We start from the raw sequence: 20029 nt of genomic DNA on the forward strand, positions 1-20029 counted from the left end.
AGAGAAGTGAATAAATGACAGCATTAAAATTTTGTTAAAAGCAGCGTAAATCGACCCAACGAATTATTGATAACAATGTATACAGTTTTGTTAAGATATATATAAAAACACCTTCCAAAGCCATTCAATCATGCCAAAAAATTTTGTTTACTTATTTTTCGCAAATAAATAATATCCGCGCCGGATTACTTGTTGAGCAATTTACGCACGTTAATCATTTCTTTCAAATGAAGTCCTACATCATTTTTTGACGTTGATGAACTCCAGCTGAATCTGTGCCTCTGACAAGTACTTTTCTGGGTAAATAATAAATTTAACGGAGTTATGATGATGAAAACTGCACTTACCAGCAGTGTACTGGTCGCTTTGTTTGCCGCTAATGCTGGCGCAGCAGCGAATTACGTTACCACTGCCGCAACAGGTTCTAAAGCCACCGCGACGGTCCATTTTACCGGTGAAATTGTTGCCAGTACCTGCGTGGTTAATACCGCTACGACAGATAAAGATATTACATTACCGCAAGTCACCAACCAGTTATTTGGCAGCGCGGGTTCTAGCACCGGTGATACTTCGTTTAAGTTGCAATTTACCAACTGCCAGGGGTCAACTGGAGGAAGCGGCTATGTGGTGGTCTTTACCGGTAAAAACCCTGGCAGTAACACAACACTTCTGGAAGCGAATCGTGGTTCAACTCCTGCCACCGATGTAGGCATCGAAGTGGATTATGCAGGTCAAGCCCTCGATTTCTCCAGTGGTAATAACGAAGTGGTTCTGAGTCCAACTGGCGCAAATGGCAATGCAGAAATCACTCTGGTCGCCAAATATCAGCAAATTGGCGCAACGCTGCCTGCAGCTGGCACGATCACTGCGGATATGAATTACACCGTCATTTATAAATAACGGACGTTGATTGCTATGGATGGCACTCTTCCCTGAACCTGGAAAGTGCACCTGATGAATAAAATATTCTTTTACCTGTTGCTGTGTGTGGTTAGCACCGCTCACAGCGCAATTAATTTGGGTCAAACGCGCGTTATTTATAATGAGAACGATAAAGCGGCGATGTTTGACGTCAATAATAATACAGACAAGCCATATATGGTACAGACGTGGCTGGATAATGGTAATCCGGATGAGACGCCAGCCAATCTGCCAATGTTAATTACGCCTCCGATCCTGAAACTTGATGGCCATAAATCAGCCGTGTTGCGAGCTATTTATCAGGGCAATGGCTTTCCTGAGGATGTTGAATCTGTAGTGTGGATTAATGTGCAGGAAATCCCCACCATCGAGAATGAAGAAAATACCTTACAGCTGGCGCAGCGTATTCGCATCAAACTATTTTATCGCCCTGTTGGGCTGAATATGACGCTACCTGAAGCCGTTGAGAAATTACAGTGGCAGTGCCACGGTCATACTCTGCGGGCGGTCAATGCGACGCCGTTACATATCTCCCTGACGCAATTACATATTAACGGCCAAAACATCGATGCCGACATGGTTAATCCGCATGGCGAACGCACGTTTGCGTTGTCACAGCAAAAAGTCAGCCATATCGGTTTTAGCTGGGTAGATGATTACGGCGGCACTAACGCGGTTAATAACGTCCCGGTATCTTGCAATTAAGTTAGGGTTGCACATGATGAAAAAAAATAAGCACCCGCAACGGTACACCCTCTTTACGCTGTCAACGCTGGCCGTGTGCATACCTGCATACGCCAGCAGCACGCCGCAGTTTAATACCCGTTTTGTACATGGTACGCAAAATATTACCTCCGTAGTGCAAATAGCCCGTAATGACGGACTTAGCGAAGGCACGTTTGAATACGATATATATCTTGACCATAGCTTCGTCGAAACGCGCAATGTTGACTTTAAAAGACGTCAACCACAAGGCAAGCCGCAACCTTGCCTGAGCGCGGACGATCTGCGCAAATACGGGATTAAAATCCCCGAAGGTAACGCCGATACCTGCGTGGAGCTCACGGCGCTGATCGCAAACAGCCGCCTGACGGCAGATGCAAACTACCAGCGCATTGATATTTCAGTGCCAGAAGCTTTTCTGCTTTCGACTGCGCATGACGCCGTGCCTGAATCGGCCTATGACGATGGGATTAATGCCGCTTTTGTCGGCTACAACGCCAATACGACGCACCTGATTGAACAGGGCCAGGATCATGACTCTGTTTTTGCCAGTTTTGCCAACGGTATAAACCTGGCGGGATGGCATTTTCGTAACCAGTCTACTTTCAGCTATGCCAGCGGTTCAGGCCGTCAATGGCAGGCGGTTTCCACGTGGGTGGAACGTAATATTATTGCGCTGCGTAGCCGCTTGCGCTTCGGGCAAACCTATACGGACGACGATGTATTTGACAGCATCCAGTTTACCGGGGCACAACTCACCAGCGATGAAAACATGTTGCCTGATAGCCAACGCGATTTTGCGCCAGTCGTTCGCGGCGTCGCCAATAGCAATGCCACAATCGAAATCCGTCAAAATGGCTATCTGATTTACAGTAAAAACGTCGCGCCAGGCGCGTTTGACATTGACGATATCAACCCCAGCAACCAAAGCGGCGACCTGAACGTCAGCGTTATTGAAGCCGATGGCAGTCGGCGTAATTTCACTGTGCCTTATTCAGCGGTCCCGAACATGCTGCGTGCAGGTAACAACCGCTTTCAGTTTACGGCAGGGGAATACCGCGACGGTTACAGCGGCGGCTGGCGGCCCCGCTTTGTTCAAGGCACATTGAGTTATGGTCTCAGCTTTGGCTCCACGTTGTACGGTGGTTTCCTGACCGCAGAAAGCTATAATGCGATTGCCACCGGGATCGCGCAGGATCTGCACCAGTTCGGCGCGATCTCTTTCGATATCACTACCGCCAGAGCGCAGCTCGCCAGTGGAGATGCGTCCACAGGACAAAGTTATCGTTTCTTATACTCCAAATCGCTGAACCAGTACGGTACGGATTTCCGTCTGGTAGGCTACCGCTACAATACCTCCGGTTATTACAGCTTTAGCGACACCATTAACGAGCATAACAGCTGGTCCTCGGGCTATTACGACATCGCCTATGACGACCCGAATCAACAGCTGCGTTTTCCTGGCGAAGAGCACAACAAAAAGCATTACTACACCACTAACTACAATAATCGCCGCCAACGTTTTGAGGTCTCTGTTAACCAGCGTTTGTGGGATAACGCCTCTCTTTACGTCAGCGCCAGCCAGCAAAACTACTGGCACAACGGGAGTCACGACCGCACGATACAGCTGGGTTACAACGATACACTGGGGAAAATCAACTGGAGCGTTTATGTACAGGATACCCGTAACCAGTACGACTACCAGGACCGCAGTATCAACCTGACGCTTTCCATTCCATTCGATTTCATGGATAGCCGCGGCTTTGTCTCCACCAACCTCATGCATAGCCAGCAGAATGGCGACAGCTACTCCACCAGCTACAGCAATACAGCATTTGACGATCGTCTGAGCTGGGGCGTTCAGGGCAGTACCACCGATCGACAGGATTCCTCTGCCGGGGTTAACGCCGCCTGGCAAGGTGACAAGATGAATGTTCAGGGGGGCTACAGCGCAGGACGCAACTACCAGAATATGAATATGGGCATCAGCGGCGGGGCAATGCTGCACGCAGGCGGCGTGACGCTCATGCACTCTCCTGGCGATACCATGGTGTTGGTCGAGGCCAAAAATGCCGACGGTGTCCATATTCAGCAACAAAATGGCGTGGCAATTGACGGTAACGGCTATGCGGTCCTTACCGCCGCAGACGCATGGCATTACAACGTGGTGAGTCTGAATACCGCTGATATTGGTGCCGGGCTGGATATTCCGCAGGCACAGAAAAAAATTGTTCCAACAGAGAAAGCCATCGGCAAAGTGGTGTTTGAAACCTTCAGCGGCCGCAACTATCTGGTCAATGCCGTCATGCCCGGCAACATTGCCCCCCCGGTCGGCGCGAACGTACGAGATACCAAAGGTCGTAGCCACGGTCTGGTCGGTATGCATGGCGCACTGTATGCCAGCGGCGTGGAGGACAATTCTCGCCTGGAAGTGCGCTGGGGCTCCCATGCAAATGAACACTGCTTTATTCAAATGCCGGATAACCATAACCAGCCGGTGAAGAAAATCGGATATACACAAATTACCGCCCAGTGCGTCGGCTCGTAAGGTGCAATCAATGAATCCGTTAAAAATAGTTAAACTCGTGGTGCTGCTTTGTTTGCCGATATTCAGTAGTGCAAGCTATGCGGTTACCTGTACAGCAAACAGCGTCTCCGTACACGTTGATCCCATTAAAATCAGCCACAGTACCACCGCTGGGGACACCGTTTGGGTGTCCAATCCACAAACCGTTAGCGTCACTTGCCGCGACACAGACTATATGCCCCACGGCGAAGCCGCCAGAATCTACATCGACCCTGATCATGAGTTTGCGCATTTTCTGCAGGGAACCAATATGAAACTGGTAGTGAGCATTGATGGTCGCCCCTACGATCAAAGCGCCCAGGCCGTCACCACCCAATATCAGGCAACGTTGCCCCGAGCAGGTTCAGACAACTACTGCAGGAGTAATAACCACAGCCATACCAGTGACTGCCAGGCGCGCCCACAAACATTTTCTTTCACCTTTAACCTTAGTCTGGTCGCTACCGGAAAACTCCCGGATCCTTTGCCTGCGCTGGCCGGTCGCACCATCAACAAAGTTTTCGTCGTCGACGGTATTGGCAGCATTAACGCCTGCGGTTCGCATTGCTCCACCAGCAATCCGGCAAAAAACTTTGGCCCCGCGCTTAATGGCCTGAATAACATCAGTTATATCAACTGCGAACCGATCGTCTCTATCAGCTCTGACAAAGGAACGGATACCGTCGAGTTTGGCAGGATCAGCATTACCGAAGCAAAAGTGGGAAAAGATAACAGCCACAGTAAACAGTTTGCCGTTATTGCCGCAGAAGCCGCCGGGAAGCATGAATGTCGCGGTATCAACTACGCGGTAACGTTTACCGGCACCACGAGCAACAGCGGCGCAGTTTTTACCGGTCAGGGGACGCCAGATATCGGCATTACGCTCCAGGATGCTGCACACCCCGGCTCCGGGGACATTATCAGCGGCAACCGTATCGATTTTGCCAGCAGCGCGTTTACCAACCAGAGCGACAGCCGACGCAAAGAGTTCATGGCAACCCTGTTCTGGCTGAAGAATCCTCCCCAACCCGGCACATTTAGTATCCCTGTCAATGCGACGGTGACCTTTAAATAACAGGCGCAGGACGATGCTGATCGTCCTGCGCGTCTCGCACCAGGCATAAAAACCGCAGCCGTACGCTTAACCCGCCTAATGCTTCACTCCGTGATAGCTGAGGGTGCGTGCGGTGCAGACGAGCAATGTCGTTGACCAGCGCCAGGCCTATCCCGGCGCCAGGGACATTACCGACGTTATCAAGGCGATGAAACGGTAGCAGCGCCTGGTGCACCATCTGTTCATCGATGCCCGGCCCGCTATCTTCAACCACCAGCACCACCGCCTCTCCTTTTCGCAGCAGACGGGCGGTTACCACACCATGCGGCGGCGTGTATTTCAGTGCGTTATCCAGCAGATTCCCGCACAGTTCGCCAAGCAGGACTTCATCGCCCTCAATCCACACCGCATCCTGCTCCCCTTCATAGCCCAGATCGATCCCTTTACTGCGTGCCTGCGCCAGTCGCGTGAAACAACTGCTTTGCACCACCTCATACAAATTAACCGGCGAGAAGTGCCTTTCTCCTTGCTCTTTGCGCTTCACAGCCGACAACTGTAACAGCCTTTCCGTCAGTTGAATGGTGTTGTCCAGCGTGGAGCTCATGGCTTGCAGACTCTCATACCATTGCTGCGGCTGCTGGCTGGCGAGGGCCACCGACGCCTGAGTTTTTAGCACCGCCAGCGGCGTTTTAAGCTGATGGGAAGCATCCGCGCTGAAGCGCTCCTGGCGAGAGATCAGGCCGCGAAGTCGGTCCAGATAACGGTTGAATGCCACAATCAACAGACGGGTTTCCGACCACGGCAGCAGCTCCGGCAGCGGCGTCAGCAGCCCAGGCTCGCGACGCACCATCAGCGATGACAGCTGGCGCATCGGGCGTAACACCCGACGCAGCAGCCAGCCGACCAGCACCAGCGTGAGCAGCACCAGCAGCCCTTGCGAAACCCACGAGGAAAACAGCAGCTGTCGCGCCAGGTAACGTCGCGATTGCAGCGTTTCGGCGACATAAATCTCGGCCATGCCGATAATGCCGCCCTCGTTGACGGGCTGCAGCAGACGCGCCACGCGAATTGCCTCCCCGCGATATTCAGTGTGATAAAACCACGCCAGCGCCGGATAAAGCCGCGTACGCGATGTCGCAGGCGGCATCGCAGGTAAATCGTCATAACCTGAGATAACCTTCCCCGCCGGATCGACCACCTTGTAATACAACCTGTCGTTCATATTCAGCTCAAAGCTGTCCAGCACCACCCACGGCACATTCACTTCCAGCTGTTTGTTGTGCACCACCAGTCGCTCGGAGACGGTTCTGGCAGACGAGAGCAGCGTCCGGTCATACGCCTGCGTCGCCGCCTGTAGCGCGCTGACATAGCTGTTAAATGCCGACAGCCCCCACAACAACATGAGCGGCAAACCCAGAAACATCAGCAGTTGCAGGTACAACGATTGGGGTTTAACCCACTTCATCGCTACGCTCCAGCACATAGCCCAGCCCGCGTAGCGTGGCGATGCGCACATCGCTTCCCTGTAGCTTTTTACGCAGACGATGGATGTACAATTCAATGCTTTCGGGGCTGACCTCATCGTTTAGACTGAAGACCTGTTCAAACAACTGCTGACGCGAAACCGGTCGCAATCGACGGTACATCAGCACCGTCAGCAATGCCTGTTCGCGCGGCGTGAGCGCCAGCGGCTGCCCCTGCAACAGAAAATAGCCCTCATCGTGAAACGCCAGTTCTCCCAGTTGCTGTATGCCCTGCACCTGCCCCGCGCTGCGGCGTAGCAAAGCCCTCAGCCGGGCATCCAGCTCCTCGATTTCAAACGGTTTTGCCAGATAATCATCGGCCCCGACGTTCAATCCTTTCACCCGATCGGCCACCGCGCTGCGCGCCGTCAGCAGCAGCACAGGAAGCGTCTGCCCGCGTTTGCGCAGGCGCTGAACGACGTCAAGACCATCCAGTCCCGGCATATTGATGTCCAGCACCGCCAGCGCGTACGTTTCGCTATGTAAAAGATGGTCGGCCGCCAGGCCATCAAAAACGCAGTCGACGGCAAAACCGTTTTGCACCAGCGCTTTCTCCAGCCAGTGAGCTAACTCACGGTTATCTTCCGCTAATAAGAGACGCATATCACATCCTGTAAAGTTTCTGCCGCATTGAAAGGGAATTGAAAGGTTAATGTTTTAACAATCATGCAACCGAACTGCTACACATCGGCTCACATAATCACAAAAATCTTCTTCCGTACCCGAAAATCCGGTTTTCCGGCGTGAGGATAAACAATGAAAAAACAGTTACTTCGTACCCTTACTGCAAGCATTTTACTGATGAGTACCTCTGTTCTGGCGGAACAAGCGCCATCGCGCACAGAATGTATCGCCCCTGCTAAACCTGGCGGTGGTTTCGATCTCACCTGTAAGTTGATTCAAGTGAGCATGATGGAAACCGGTGCTATCGAAAAACCGATGCGCGTTACCTACATGCCCGGCGGCGTTGGCGCCGTGGCCTATAACGCGATCGTCGCGCAACGTCCGGCTGAAGCGGGTACCGTAGTGGCATTCTCCGGCGGCTCGCTGCTGAACCTGTCACAAGGGAAGTTTGGTCGCTACGGCGTTGATGATGTCCGCTGGCTGGCAAGCGTCGGCACTGACTACGGCATGATTGCCGTACGCCAGGACTCACCATGGAAAACGCTGAAAGATCTGCTGACGGCAATGGAGAAAGATCCTAACAGCGTGGTCATTGGCGCAGGCGCCTCTATCGGTAGTCAGGACTGGATGAAGTCGGCGCTGCTGGCGCAAAAAGCCAACGTCGATCCACACAAGATGCGCTATGTGGCCTTTGAGGGCGGCGGCGAACCGGTCACCGCGCTGATGGGGAATCACGTCCAGGTGGTTTCCGGCGATCTCAGCGAGATGGTGCCTTATCTTAGCGGCGACAAAATCCGCGTGCTCGCCGTGTTCTCTGATGAACGTCTGCCAGGCCAGTTAGCTAACGTACCAACCGCCAAAGAGCAGGGTTACGACCTCGTGTGGCCCATCATTCGTGGCTTCTACGTTGGACCAAAAGTCAGCGACGCCGAGTATCAGTGGTGGGTTGATGCCTTTAACAAACTCCAGCAGACCGATGAGTTTAAAAAGCAGCGCGATCTGCGCGGCCTGTTTGAATTCAACATGAGCGGTAAGCAGCTCGACGAATACGTGAAAAAGCAGGTCACGGATTACCGTGAGCAGGCGAAAGCTTTCGGTCTGGCGAAATAAGCGCAGAGGCAAAGATGATGAGCGATCGTATTTTTGCAGGTATCTGGCTGTTGCTCTGTATAGCCGGGCTGTTCGTGGCCTGGCAAATCACCAGCGAATACAGCTATGAGCCGGTTGGGCCGCGTCCCTTTCCGCTTGGCATTATCAGCCTGATGCTGGTATGCGCCGTGGCGCTGCTGTTGCGCCATCCCGACACCATCAGTTGGCCCCGCCGTCACGTGCTGCAAAAGCTGCTGACGATGGTGATTGTTCTGTTGATGTACGCCTGGGGTTTCGAATGGCTCGGTTTTCCCATCTCCACCGCCATTCTCACCGTGGTGATTGGCATGCTGTTCGGCGCAACGATTCCGGCTGCGGGTATTTCCGGCGCGGTACTCGGCATTCTGCTGTGGTATGCCTTTGACCGACTGCTTGACGTCACCTTACCACTCGGCGCCTGGCTGGGTTAACGGAGAAACGATGGATACCTGGATTTATCTTTCTCAGGGTTTCGCGGTGGCCATGACGCCGGAAAACCTGGTCATCGCCCTGATTGGCTGTTTTGTCGGTACCATTGTCGGGCTGTTGCCTGGTCTTGGACCCATTAACGGCGTGGCGATCCTCCTGCCTCTGGCCTTCGCTTTGCATCTGCCTGCAGAATCTGCGCTGATCCTGCTGGCTACGGTCTACATAGGTTGTGAATACGGCGGACGTATCTCCTCCATCCTGCTGAATGTTCCCGGCGATGCGGCGGCGATTATGACCGCGCTGGATGGCTACCCGATGGCGCAGCAAGGCCGCGGCGGCGTTGCGCTCTCTATCTCGGCGGTCAGCTCTTTCATTGGTTCGCTTATCGCTATCGGCGGCATCATTCTGTTTGCCCCGGCGTTAGCCCAATGGTCGCTGGCCTTCGGTCCGGCGGAATACTTTGCCTTAATGGTTTTCGCCATTGCCTGCCTCGGCAGCATGATGGCGCAAAACCCGCTGAAATCATTTCTGGCAGCGCTTATCGGTCTCGGCCTTGCGACCGTCGGCGTAGACGCCAATACCGGGGTTTATCGCTTTACCTTTGACAGCGTTCATCTCTCCGACGGTGTGCAGTTTATCGTGGTAGTGATTGGGCTGTTCTCAGTCTCTGAAATACTGTTAATGCTGGAACATACCAGTAGTGGCCAGACGCTGGTGCGTAAAACGGGCCGCATGTTATTTAACGCCAAAGAAGGTGCGCAGTGCGTTGGCGCAACCCTGCGTTCATCGGTGATTGGCTTTTTCGTCGGCGTCCTGCCCGGCGCGGGCGCAACCATTGCCAGCGCTATCACCTACATGACCGAGAAAAAGCTCAGCGGCAATAGCGACAGCTTCGGCAAAGGGGATATACGCGGCGTGGCGGCCCCCGAAGCCGCCAACAACGCCTCGGCCTGTGGCTCCTTTATCCCGATGCTGACGCTCGGCGTACCGGGCTCCGGCACCACGGCGGTGATGATGGGCGCGCTGACGCTGTACAATATCACCCCGGGTCCGGCCATGTTCACCGAACAGCCGGACATCGTCTGGGGGCTGATTGCGGCGCTGCTGATTGCTAACGTAATGCTGCTGGTGATGAACATCCCGTTGATCGGCCTGTTTACCCGTATGCTGACCATCCCCTTGTGGTTTTTGGTACCGGCTATCGCGGCAGTCTCCGCGGTGGGCGTGTATGCCGTCCACAGCACCACTTTCGATCTGGTGCTGATGGTTGCCCTCGGCGTGCTGGGCTACATATTGCGCAAAATGCACTTCCCGATGTCGCCGTTGATTTTAGGCTTCGTTCTCGGGGAAATGCTGGAGCAGAACCTGCGTCGGGCGCTGTCTATCAGTAACGGTAATATGGATATTCTGTGGGCCAGCGGCGTGGCGAAAGTGCTGCTGGTGATGGCGGTACTGGTTATCGTGGTCCCGCCAGTGCTACGCCTGATTCGTAAACGTAACAGCAAACCGCAGGTGGATATCAGCTAATAATATGCCGGATAGCGGCGCTGACGCACCTTATCCGGCATTTTCATCTTAATTCCTGAACGGCACTGAGTACGTGCTCAACAAACCGCGTCAGCTTGGGCAGCGGACGCAAATCTTGTCGCCACAGTAGATGAATCGGCCGCGGCTGCGGCGTAAACTTTTCCAGTATCCGAATCAGTTTCCCGGTAGCCAGCTCTTGCGCCAGCAGCACCTCCGGTTGTAATAACAGTCCGGCCCCCGCTACCGCCGCCATACGCAGGCCATGACCATCGTTACAGCGCAGGATCGCATCGCGCTTCCATCTGACTTCGCCCGTCACGCCAGGCAGTATCCATTCGTTACGAGCCGTCCACACGGTATGGGACAGGCACAGATGATCCACCAGATCCGCTGGCGTAAGGGGCGTGCCATGACGGGCAAGATAATCCTTTGATGCACAGATCGCCATACGGTAAGGACACAGGTATTTCGCCACCACTTCAGTCTGATGGATATCGCCAATACGGATCGCCAGGTCGACGCCTTCATTCACCAGATCAACCATCCGGTTGGTCAGATCCAGCTCAATGCGCACCTCTGGCCAGGCCTGTAAAAACGCAGCGGCCAGCGGCGAGATAACGCAAGCGCCAAAAGAAGTAGGCGCGCTAATGCGCAGCGTCCCCGCAGGGGCCAGCCGCAGACGCTCTACCGAACGCTCGGCTATCGACACCTGCTCCAGCACGCGGCGGGCTTCTTCAAAATAGACACGCCCGGCATCGGTCAGGCTCTGGCGGCGAGTATTGCGCTCCAGCAGACGCGTGCCGAGCTGTGCTTCCAGTTGGGTGATATATTTTCCCACCATCACCGCAGACATCTCGAGTCTTGTTGCCGCGGAGGTAAAGCTGCCGCTCTCCACCACGGCGATAAACGTTTCCATGCCGCGCAGCTTATCCATATTACAAACCTCTGGTTAGCAATCATTTAACTTATAGCCAGTTTATCCGATTTCATTTTCATTAAAGAATAGTGGCTCACACTATTCTGGAGGTGGTTATGAAAATCGTCATTATTGGTGCCAGCGGTACAGTGGGGCGCGCAGTCACAGAAACGTTAAGCCGTAAACATGAGGTGATCCGCGTAGGTCGCACGCAGGGAGATTACCAGGTCGATATCACCTCGCAGGAGAGTGTCGGGGCATTATTTGAAAAAGTCGGTCGGGTAGATGCGATCGTTTCCGCCACCGGCAACCTGTTCTTTGGTCCGCTGTCGACAATGACCGACGAGGACTTTAATCAGGGATTACAGGATAAGCTGTTAGGCCAGATACGTCTGGCATTAACCGGGCAACATTTCCTCAATGATGGCGGCTCGATTACGCTGATTAGCGGCATTATCGCCCATGAACCCATCGCACAAGGGGCGAATGCGGCAACGATCAATGCCGGACTGGAAGGATTTGTGCGCGCTGCTGCCTGTGAGCTAGGTCGTGGTCAGCGCATCAACCTGATAAGCCCAACCGTACTCAGTGAATCCGCCGAAGCATACGATGGTTTCTTCCCAGGCTTTGAAAGCGTCCCCGCCGCTACCGTTGCCAATGCCTATCGCCGCAGCGTGGAAGGCATCCAAACCGGACGCATTTATAAAGTCGGTTACTGATCAAAGCATTACCTCGCCTCTTACGTCATCACTAAGAGGCGAGGCGCAGCCTATTTTCAGGCACCCGTTTCGTTTCTTATTCGCGCATTGATATATTCCACGGCCTGGGTGACATCCATAATGCCGTTAATCGCATTCGTCACACCTTGCCCGATAATAATCTCTGCCTGGCGCAGGTTGAAAGGTTCACCTTTACTTCCCTCAGACTCCCTTATTCCCGTCATACCTTTTTCATTCAATAAATTAAACCACGGGTAGAGATTGAGAACGTTTTGGTCGTGACATATTCCAGACCAGGCGCTATTCCCTCCCAGCAGAACCAGATGCCGGGCAATTTCATCGGAATAGAGCCAATGAAAGAACTGCTCAACCTGTTTTTTCTTTTTACTGTAGCGGGACATTCCGATGGAGCCGCCCCCCAATTGTGGAAGTTGCCCCGGAACGGGCGCATAGCCAATTGTGGGAGCTATGGCGGTGTGCGCCACATCGTTAAACAAATTGAGATACATGATCAGCATGGCAAGATTTCCACGCTCAAACTGTTTTACCGCGTCACTCCACCACTCTCCGGGCAGGTTCACGGCGATAGAAAGTTGTTGTAGATATTGTTCGAGTGCAGCAGTGGCAAGTGAAGGCTCGAGTTGTACCGGCTCGCCTTCACGCACCAAACGCCCACCGAGCGCGTAGTAACGTAGCAGATACTCAGTAGCGATAAGCCCTGAGCTTCCTAGCGTCACCGCCGTTCCCATCGGGCGCTGCTTGTTTTCTGGCTGATGTAATTGACTAAAGAAAGCCGCTATCTCATCAAATTGCGCAAAGCTCTCTGGAAGCGTTAACTCTTTTCCCGTTGCTTCATAAAACATCCGTTTAATCGTCGCATCTTCAAACAGATCTCGTCGATAAAACAGAAGCTGCATACTGGCATCAAAAGGTATTGCCCATGCCGTCCCATTTACTATGCTGAAGTGCTGTTGAATTTGCTCAGAGAAGTGTTCCAGCAGTAACGGAAGCTCAGAAGAGACGGACTCCAGTGGTAATAGTGCTTTCTCTGCAAACCAGGGAAAACACGCCATATCGATTCGCAGTAAATCGTAATAAGGATGTAGATGAAGATGGGAGAGAATTTCAAAAACTTCATCATAGGGATAAACCGCAAGATTTACCTTAATACCGGTCTGGCGATAAAAATGGGGTAATAGTTTCTTCAACGCATCAGTCGAAGGACTCGGTAAAATTAACATATTCAGCGTCGCCTCTTTCTCAGGCGGCGGCACGTACTGACCATTCCAGGAAAAACCGCAATTCGTCAGAATACGATGCTTTTCTTTACTTTTGGGCTGGCGAATTCTGGAGGCAATTGTTGTCCCCAAACGACCATAATCCATTTGGTAGCTTGTGATCCCGTCGAAAGATGCAGGAAGATTATCACTCAGTTGCAATATTGGCGGGCAGGACTGGGAGCTACCAAACCAGGCTGCTTGCGTTAGTGCTCGCGTTCTCTCAGAGTCCTGGACAATAAACAGATCGGGAATTGCCCCACGAAAAAAGTCAAAAGCGACGGTGTTAGCTTCACTGGCATGTGCAGGTAAAATCGTCAGCTTTGTATGCGGACTTAATTCCCGGCAGGTTTCCTGTATCGCTTGAGTAAAGCGCGCGCTGTGGGAAAATTCCAGACGTTCACAGAAAACGCCAATATGGCCCGGCTGCTGTGCCAGCGCCCTTCTCGCTATTTCTTCGCCGGCAGTCACATAGTCAAGGCTAAAATAACAAACTGCGCCGACAGGCTGGCGATAGGCAAACAAAACATTCTCCGGAGAGAGTCTGAGCAAGTCGTAATAGGGCTGACTGTCATTCAGGCAACTGACTGAGACAATGGCCTGGTAAGACTTTGCCGCCAGCGTTTGCAGGATCTCCAGCTCAAGATTGGGCAGATCATTGGTCAGGTAAAGGTCAATCGGTTCGCTTAATGAAGGCTGCCAGACCTGATGCAATCCCCGATAGAGTTGAAAATACTGCTCGGCATTGATGTCGGGCAGAATCAATGCCACTCCCTGACTTTTGCTGGCTCTCAACGATTGCGCCTGCGCATTCAACTGATAGCCAACTTCCCGGGCTGCACGTTGAACCGCTTCAATTTTCTCGACGCTTACATTCCCTCTGCCATTGAGCACATTCGAAACAGTCCCATGCGACACACCGGCAATTCTTGCTATGTCTTTGATAGTTGGCATTTTTACATCCTTCCCCTGATGCTTTGATGCTAGCACGGCACTCATCAGGAAACTATCTTCAGCACAATAATTTGAACGTTACAAAACAAAAATGTGCATTTTATAATCATATCAAAATAAAAGCCTGACGCTATCCATAGACAAAACTCATGACATTAAATTCTTAACACAATGAAATGCATATATAAATTTTATAATATTTGAAGAGGATCACTTCTAAAGCAAAAGATCATTGTTCATATAAAACGCTGGAATCATAATTGACACGTTCCAATTACGTTTCATTACACTAACGCTTAAAAAAACAACAATCACATTTGTCATTAAGAGGGAAACATGAAGATTCATTTTCTGGGAACCGCTGCATCTGAAGGGATCCCCAATCCTTTTTGCCGTTGTGAGCACTGCCAGCAAGCCCGCATTCGTAAAGGCAAAGACTTACGCACACACTCTTCAGCGATTATCGACGATGAACTACTCATTGATGTCGCGCCTGAATTCAGCCAGCAACTGCTGCGAGATGGCCTGGACGCAACAGAGATCAGATCGCTATTGTTCACACATACTCATCCCGATCATTTCAACGTCGGCGATCTTTTTAGCCGGATGGAAGGGTACGGATTTGAGATTACTCATCCGTTGCACATTTTTGGTAATGACCGTGCAATTAACGGTGCCGCCCAAGTGTTACCGGGCTACAGCGCTGAAAGATTTGCTTTTCATTGTCTGGTTCCCTTCGTGACCGTTGAAACTCGCGGATACCGCATCACTCCACTACTGGCTAACCATGCCAAGTGGGAGCTTTGTTATACCTGGTTTATCGAAAAGGAAGGTCAGTCCATTTTCTACGGACATGATTCAGGCTGGTTTCCTGAGCTCACATGGCAGTGGTTGAAAGGGAAAAAAATCGATCTGGCTGTCCTGGAATGCACCTACGGTTTTAATGGTGATAATCGTACTAATAACCACATGAGTCTGGAAACAGTCTTCGCCGCCAGAGACAGGCTTGCGGAACTGGGTTGCCTTGAGAAAAATAGCCAACTTATCGTCTCGCATATTTCACACAGCGGAGGTCTGCTGCACGACGATCTCATTGCGGCATGCGACAAAGAAAACATTCTTGTCGCCTGGGACGGGCTTAACCTGAGCATCAATCAATAAGGATATGCAATATGGACCTTAATAAAACACCACGCCTGTTGATTATGATGTTCATACAATATTTCATGCAGGGTGCCTGGAATATGACCATGGGGCTGGTATTGAGCACCTATGGTATGGCGACAATTATTGGCTCATCCTATGCCTTGCTTGGCCTGGCGACTATTCTTTCCCCGCTATTTATTGGCATGGTCGCCGACCGCTTCTTTTCGTCACAAAAAGTCATGGCGATCCTGCATTTAATTAATGCTGGTGTACTGTTGTTTGTTCCACAATTTATTGAGGCACACAACACAGGTATGACGTTGACCATGATTTTCCTGGTTGGTCTGCTGTTTTATCCTACAACTGCGCTGGCTAACAGTATCAGTTTCAGCCACATTAACGGGGTAAAATACTTCCCATTTATTCGTGTATTCGGCACATTTGGCTTTATGGTCATCGGCTTTATCATTGGTGAAATGGGTTATTCTGGAAATACCATCACCTGGTATATTGCGTCGGCCTCAGGTGTCGTTCTCGGCCTGTACTGTTTTACGTTGCCAAATACCCCACCGAAAGCAAAAGGAAGCGTGTTTACGCTTCGCGATCTGTTATGTCTGGATGCTCTGGCGCTCTTCAAAGACCGTAGTTTCTCAGTTTTGATGCTCAGTATTTTTGTCCTGATGATCCCCAAAACGGCTTATTCCGCCTATATCCCGGTCTTTTTAAAAGCGCTTGGATTCGATAACGCCGCTTCAATGATGCAGGTTGGCATCGCCTGTGAAGTCATTTTCATGTTCCTGCTGTCATTTTTCTTACTGAAAGCTGGCTTCAAAATAACTCTAATGTTAGGCGCCGTTTGCTGGATTATCCGCACACTATTATTTGCTAATGCTTCGCTGGATGCCAACATGATGTTTGTGCTGATCGGCCTGATGTTACAAGGATTCTGCTGGGACTTTTTCTTTACCGTGGGCGACATTTATGTTGACCGTAAAGCCGCGCCAGAGATCAAAGCACAAGCCCAAAGCTTGCGATTTATCGTCTCCAACGGCGTTGGTCTGCTATTTGCTTCTACCGTATGCGGGCAAATCTTTAATAACACCGTGACGGAACAAGGTCCAGAGTCGTTACCCCAATGGGAAACATTCTGGCTAGTTTCAGCAGGCGTTGCCGCAGTGGTCAGCGTATTCTTCCTGATTTTCTTCCGGGACGATATTTCCAAACGCAAAACGGACCTCACATTGAAAAAAGCAAACTCCTGATCGTTAAAGACTCTCTCATTAAGGTAATTGCATGAATAATCTGGCCGCCATCATCAATGAGCAAGGATTGTTGCCTTTAACTACGATCATCAAAATCAGCATTGCATTTATTCTGGGTGGCATTATTGGCCTGGAAAGGGAATCGAAAGGGAAACCGGTCGGCTTCAAAACCTGCGTTATTTTATCCGTAGCCAGCTGTGTGTTAACTGTCGTATCAATACAATCTGCTGAATACTATGCTGAAATTTCGATGAATATCCGTAGCGATCCTATGCGCCTGGCGGCCCAGATTATCAGCGGCGTTGGTTTTCTCGGTGCGGGAGTCATTCTGCACCGACATGACGATGCTATCTCTGGTCTTACTACAGCAGCAATTGTCTGGGCATCTGCAGGGGTGGGAATCACCTGTGGAGCCGGTTTTTATTTTCATGCTTTTTTTGCCACGGCTTTATTTTTACTCGCCATCAAACTAAGCCCATTCATTATTTTCTTACAGACCAGAAACCAGTTTCCCGGAAAAGTAAAAGTGCGGGTCATTCTTGATCAACGCGACGCTCTCGAAAATCTGATAACCCGCATTCATCAACAGAAAAACATTATTGAAAACATCACGATCAGGGATATCAAGAAGGGCAAAATTGAGGTTAATCTCAAAATCGTAATACGTAAAAAGATGACCTTGCCCGACTTATACCACGATCTGACTCATGTTGAACACGTCTGCGCCATCGCACTTGAACATTAATACACCTTATATTCTTCTTTAAAATCAGGGGGGTTCGCCCCTGAAATAGCCACTCAGTATCCATCCAGCCTCTAAATACTTACTTTTTATAATGTTAAATAATTGTTGTTTTTGATCACAAATAATAAACAAATAAGCCCATTCTGTGCGCGTTTTTCAAAAATGTAGATATTTTTAATTTATGGCTACGAAACGAGCTGCGCCATATCTCCCTGACAATCTACTGAGAGGAACGATTTGATGAACGCACTGACTGCCGTAAAACCGAACGCTGATGATCCAGCCCAGCACTACAGCGGTTTCACGTTGAAACCATCAGCCCAGTCCCCACGCCTGCTGGAGCTGACTTTTTCCGCTGAGACCACTGAGCAATTTCTGAAAGCCGTAGCGCAGTGGCCGGTGCAGGCACTGGAATACAAATCCTTCCTGCGCTTCAAAGTGGGCAAGATCCTCGACGACCTGTGCGGTAATCAGTTGCAGCCTTTGCTGCTGAAAACGTTGCTCGATCGTGCCGAAGGCGCACTGCTGATCAACGCCGTTGGCGTGGATGATGTCGCACAGGCTGAAGAGATGGTCAAGCTGGCGACGGCGGTAGCGCATCTTATCGGGCGCTCCAATTTTGACGCGATGAGCGGTCAATACTATGCCCGTTTTGTGGTGAAAAACGTTGATAACTCAGACAGCTATCTGCGCCAGCCGCACCGTGTAATGGAGCTGCATAACGACGGAACCTACCTCGAAGAAATCACCGACTATGTGCTGATGATGAAGATTGACGAGCAGAACATGACCGGCGGTAACTCGCTGCTGCTGCACCTCGACGACTGGGAACATCTGGATCAGTACTTTACCCACCCGCTGGCCCGTCGCACCATGCGCTTTGCCGCACCGCCAAGCAAAAACGTCAGCCAGGAAGTGTTCCATCCGGTGTTTGACGTTGACCAGCAAGGCCGTCCGGTGATGCGCTACATCGACCAGTTCGTCCAGCCAAAAGATTATGAAGAAGGCGTCTGGCTGAGCGATTTGTCCGATGCGTTGGAAACCAGCAAGGCCATTATTTCCGTTCCGGTTTCAGTCGGTAAATTCCTGCTAATCAACAACCTGTTCTGGTTGCACGGTCGCGATCGCTTTACCTCGCATCCTGACCTGCGCCGCGAACTGATGCGCCAGCGTGGTTATTTCGCTTACGCGACAAACCACTACCAGACCCATCAGTAAGCGCGAAGGAATAAAGCGGATGTATGATTTTGTGATTATTGGCGGCGGCATTATCGGCATGTCGACCGCCATGCAGCTGATTGATGTCTATCCGGACGCCAGAATCGCGCTGCTGGAAAAAGAGTCCGGCCCGGCCTGTCACCAGACGGGCCACAACAGCGGCGTAATTCATGCCGGGGTCTATTACACCCCCGGCAGCCTGAAGGCGCAGTTTTGCCTGGCCGGAAATCGCGCCACAAAAGCCTTTTGCGATCAAAACGGCATCCGCTACGACGTCTGCGGAAAAATGCTGGTTGCCACCTCCGAACTGGAAATGGAGCGCATGCGTGCGCTGTGGGATCGCACCGCCGCTAACGGCCTTGAGCGCGAATGGCTGAATGCGCAGGAGCTTCGCGAGCGTGAACCCAACATCACCGGGCTGGGCGGTATTTTTGTTCCGTCGAGCGGGATCGTCAGCTACCGCGAAGTCACCGCCGCGATGGCGAAGATATTTCAGGCCAAAGGCGGTGAGATTATCTACAACGCTGAGGTCAGCGCGCTAAAAGAGCACGCTGCGGGCGTTGTCGTACATACCCGTCAGGGTCAGGAATTTGAGGGAGCGACGCTGATTAGCTGCTCTGGCCTGATGGCGGACCGACTAGTGAAAATGCTCGGCGTTGAACCCGGCTTTATCATCTGTCCGTTCCGTGGCGAATATTTCCGTCTGGCGTCAGAACATAACCAGATAGTCAACCATCTGATCTACCCCATCCCCGACCCGGCGATGCCGTTTCTCGGCGTTCATCTGACCCGGATGATTGACGGCAGCGTCACCGTGGGCCCCAACGCGGTACTGGCATTTAAACGTGAAGGCTACCGTAAACGCGACTTCTCGCTCAGCGATACGCTGGAGATCCTCAGCTCTTCCGGCATTCGTCGCGTGCTGCAAAACAACCTGCGCTCAGGACTTGGCGAAATGAAGAATTCGCTGTGCAAAAGCGGTTATCTGCGGCTGGTACAAAAGTACTGCCCGAGTCTGACGCTCAAGGATCTGCAGCCCTGGCCTGCAGGCGTGCGGGCACAGGCTGTATCACCGGACGGCAAGCTAATCGACGATTTCCTGTTTGTCACCACGCCACGCTCAATTCACACCTGTAACGCGCCTTCTCCGGCAGCAACGTCGGCGATCCCTATCGGCGCGCATATTGTCAGCAAAGTTCATGCGCTGCTGGAGAACCAGAGTAATCCCGGACGCACGCTGCGTGCGGCACGTAGCGTGGAAACATTACACGCCGCATTCACCCGTTAAAACGATTTA

The 20029-nt window shown here is 51.7% G+C and carries 17 protein-coding genes; 13 read left to right on the top strand and 4 right to left on the bottom strand.

Going from position 1 to position 20029, the window contains the following annotated elements:
* Positions 1-327 precede the first annotated feature (327 nt).
* The 4 genes from OGV75_RS04075 to OGV75_RS04090 are packed head-to-tail and all read left to right on the top strand — an operon-like array spanning position 328 to position 5285.
* Positions 328-900: a fimbrial protein gene (locus OGV75_RS04075; protein ID WP_502873967.1), complete on the top strand. Its 573-nt coding sequence runs from the start codon at positions 328-330 to the stop codon at positions 898-900.
* A 54-nt stretch (positions 901-954) separates the two neighbouring features.
* On the top strand, positions 955-1626 hold the full coding sequence (locus OGV75_RS04080; RefSeq protein WP_016157277.1) for a fimbrial biogenesis chaperone: 672 nt from the start codon (positions 955-957) through the stop codon (positions 1624-1626).
* A 13-nt stretch (positions 1627-1639) separates the two neighbouring features.
* Positions 1640-4192, top strand: a complete 2553-nt coding sequence (locus OGV75_RS04085; RefSeq protein WP_286480378.1) for a fimbria/pilus outer membrane usher protein — start codon at positions 1640-1642, stop codon at positions 4190-4192.
* 10 nt (positions 4193-4202) lie between these two features.
* Positions 4203-5285 (top strand): fimbrial protein, encoded by a 1083-nt coding sequence (locus OGV75_RS04090; protein ID WP_095715246.1) that lies wholly within the window; start codon positions 4203-4205, stop codon positions 5283-5285.
* Here OGV75_RS04090 and OGV75_RS04095 read toward each other — a convergent pair.
* Together OGV75_RS04095 and tctD are read right to left on the bottom strand one after the other, a co-directional pair.
* Positions 5278-6729, bottom strand: coding sequence for a sensor histidine kinase (locus OGV75_RS04095; RefSeq protein ID WP_216403902.1), 1452 nt, complete (start codon positions 6727-6729; stop codon positions 5278-5280). The two genes, OGV75_RS04090 and OGV75_RS04095, sit on opposite strands and share 8 nt — an antisense overlap.
* A complete protein-coding gene (gene tctD, locus OGV75_RS04100) occupies positions 6716-7390 on the bottom strand; it encodes a transcriptional regulator TctD (RefSeq protein ID WP_016157281.1) in 675 nt (224 codons plus the stop codon). The genes OGV75_RS04095 and tctD overlap by 14 nt, the downstream gene beginning before the upstream one ends.
* 153 nt (positions 7391-7543) lie before the next feature.
* Here tctD and OGV75_RS04105 point away from each other — a divergent pair, with 153 nt between their 5' ends.
* The 3 genes from OGV75_RS04105 to OGV75_RS04115 are packed head-to-tail and all read left to right on the top strand — an operon-like array spanning position 7544 to position 10495.
* Complete coding sequence (locus OGV75_RS04105; RefSeq protein WP_080859118.1) at positions 7544-8521, top strand: Bug family tripartite tricarboxylate transporter substrate binding protein; 978 nt, start codon at positions 7544-7546, stop codon at positions 8519-8521.
* Between the two features lie 14 nt (positions 8522-8535).
* Entirely contained in the window at positions 8536-8970 is a 435-nt protein-coding gene (locus OGV75_RS04110) for a tripartite tricarboxylate transporter TctB family protein (RefSeq protein ID WP_016154128.1), read from the top strand.
* A 10-nt stretch (positions 8971-8980) separates the two neighbouring features.
* Positions 8981-10495, top strand: a complete 1515-nt coding sequence (locus tag OGV75_RS04115; RefSeq protein WP_016154129.1) for a tripartite tricarboxylate transporter permease — start codon at positions 8981-8983, stop codon at positions 10493-10495.
* 43 nt (positions 10496-10538) lie between these two features.
* On the opposite strand, the gene OGV75_RS04120 is transcribed toward OGV75_RS04115, so the two are convergent.
* On the bottom strand, positions 10539-11429 hold the full coding sequence (locus OGV75_RS04120) for a LysR substrate-binding domain-containing protein (RefSeq protein ID WP_286480379.1): 891 nt from the start codon (positions 11427-11429) through the stop codon (positions 10539-10541).
* 98 nt (positions 11430-11527) lie between these two features.
* Here OGV75_RS04120 and OGV75_RS04125 point away from each other — a divergent pair, with 98 nt between their 5' ends.
* Positions 11528-12130, top strand: coding sequence for a short chain dehydrogenase (locus OGV75_RS04125; RefSeq protein ID WP_016154131.1), 603 nt, complete (start codon positions 11528-11530; stop codon positions 12128-12130).
* A 56-nt stretch (positions 12131-12186) separates the two neighbouring features.
* Here the strand turns inward: OGV75_RS04125 and OGV75_RS04130 are convergent, their stop codons facing one another.
* On the bottom strand, positions 12187-14361 hold the full coding sequence (locus OGV75_RS04130) for an extracellular solute-binding protein (protein WP_075847561.1): 2175 nt from the start codon (positions 14359-14361) through the stop codon (positions 12187-12189).
* Between the two features lie 336 nt (positions 14362-14697).
* On the opposite strand from OGV75_RS04130, the gene OGV75_RS04135 reads away from it, so the two are divergent.
* The 5 genes from OGV75_RS04135 (at position 14698) to lhgD (ending at position 20020) form a co-directional block, all read left to right on the top strand.
* Positions 14698-15522, top strand: a complete 825-nt coding sequence (locus tag OGV75_RS04135) for an MBL fold metallo-hydrolase (protein ID WP_016157286.1) — start codon at positions 14698-14700, stop codon at positions 15520-15522.
* A gap of 11 nt (positions 15523-15533) precedes the next feature.
* A complete protein-coding gene (locus OGV75_RS04140; protein ID WP_016157287.1) occupies positions 15534-16769 on the top strand; it encodes an MFS transporter in 1236 nt (411 codons plus the stop codon).
* A 31-nt stretch (positions 16770-16800) separates the two neighbouring features.
* A complete protein-coding gene (locus OGV75_RS04145; protein ID WP_016157288.1) occupies positions 16801-17514 on the top strand; it encodes an MgtC/SapB family protein in 714 nt (237 codons plus the stop codon).
* A gap of 240 nt (positions 17515-17754) precedes the next feature.
* Positions 17755-18732 carry a glutarate dioxygenase GlaH gene (glaH, locus tag OGV75_RS04150; RefSeq protein ID WP_286480380.1) on the top strand — a complete coding sequence of 326 codons (978 nt, stop codon included), beginning with the start codon at positions 17755-17757 and terminating at the stop codon, positions 18730-18732.
* A gap of 19 nt (positions 18733-18751) precedes the next feature.
* The gene (lhgD, locus tag OGV75_RS04155) at positions 18752-20020 is read left to right on the top strand and encodes an L-2-hydroxyglutarate dehydrogenase (protein ID WP_016157289.1); all 1269 of its coding nucleotides are present in this window, start codon (positions 18752-18754) and stop codon (positions 20018-20020) included.
* Positions 20021-20029: the final 9 nt, after the last annotated feature.

This window comes from Citrobacter sp. Cb028, from assembly GCF_030336705.1.
Classification (GTDB): domain Bacteria; phylum Pseudomonadota; class Gammaproteobacteria; order Enterobacterales; family Enterobacteriaceae; genus Citrobacter; species Citrobacter braakii.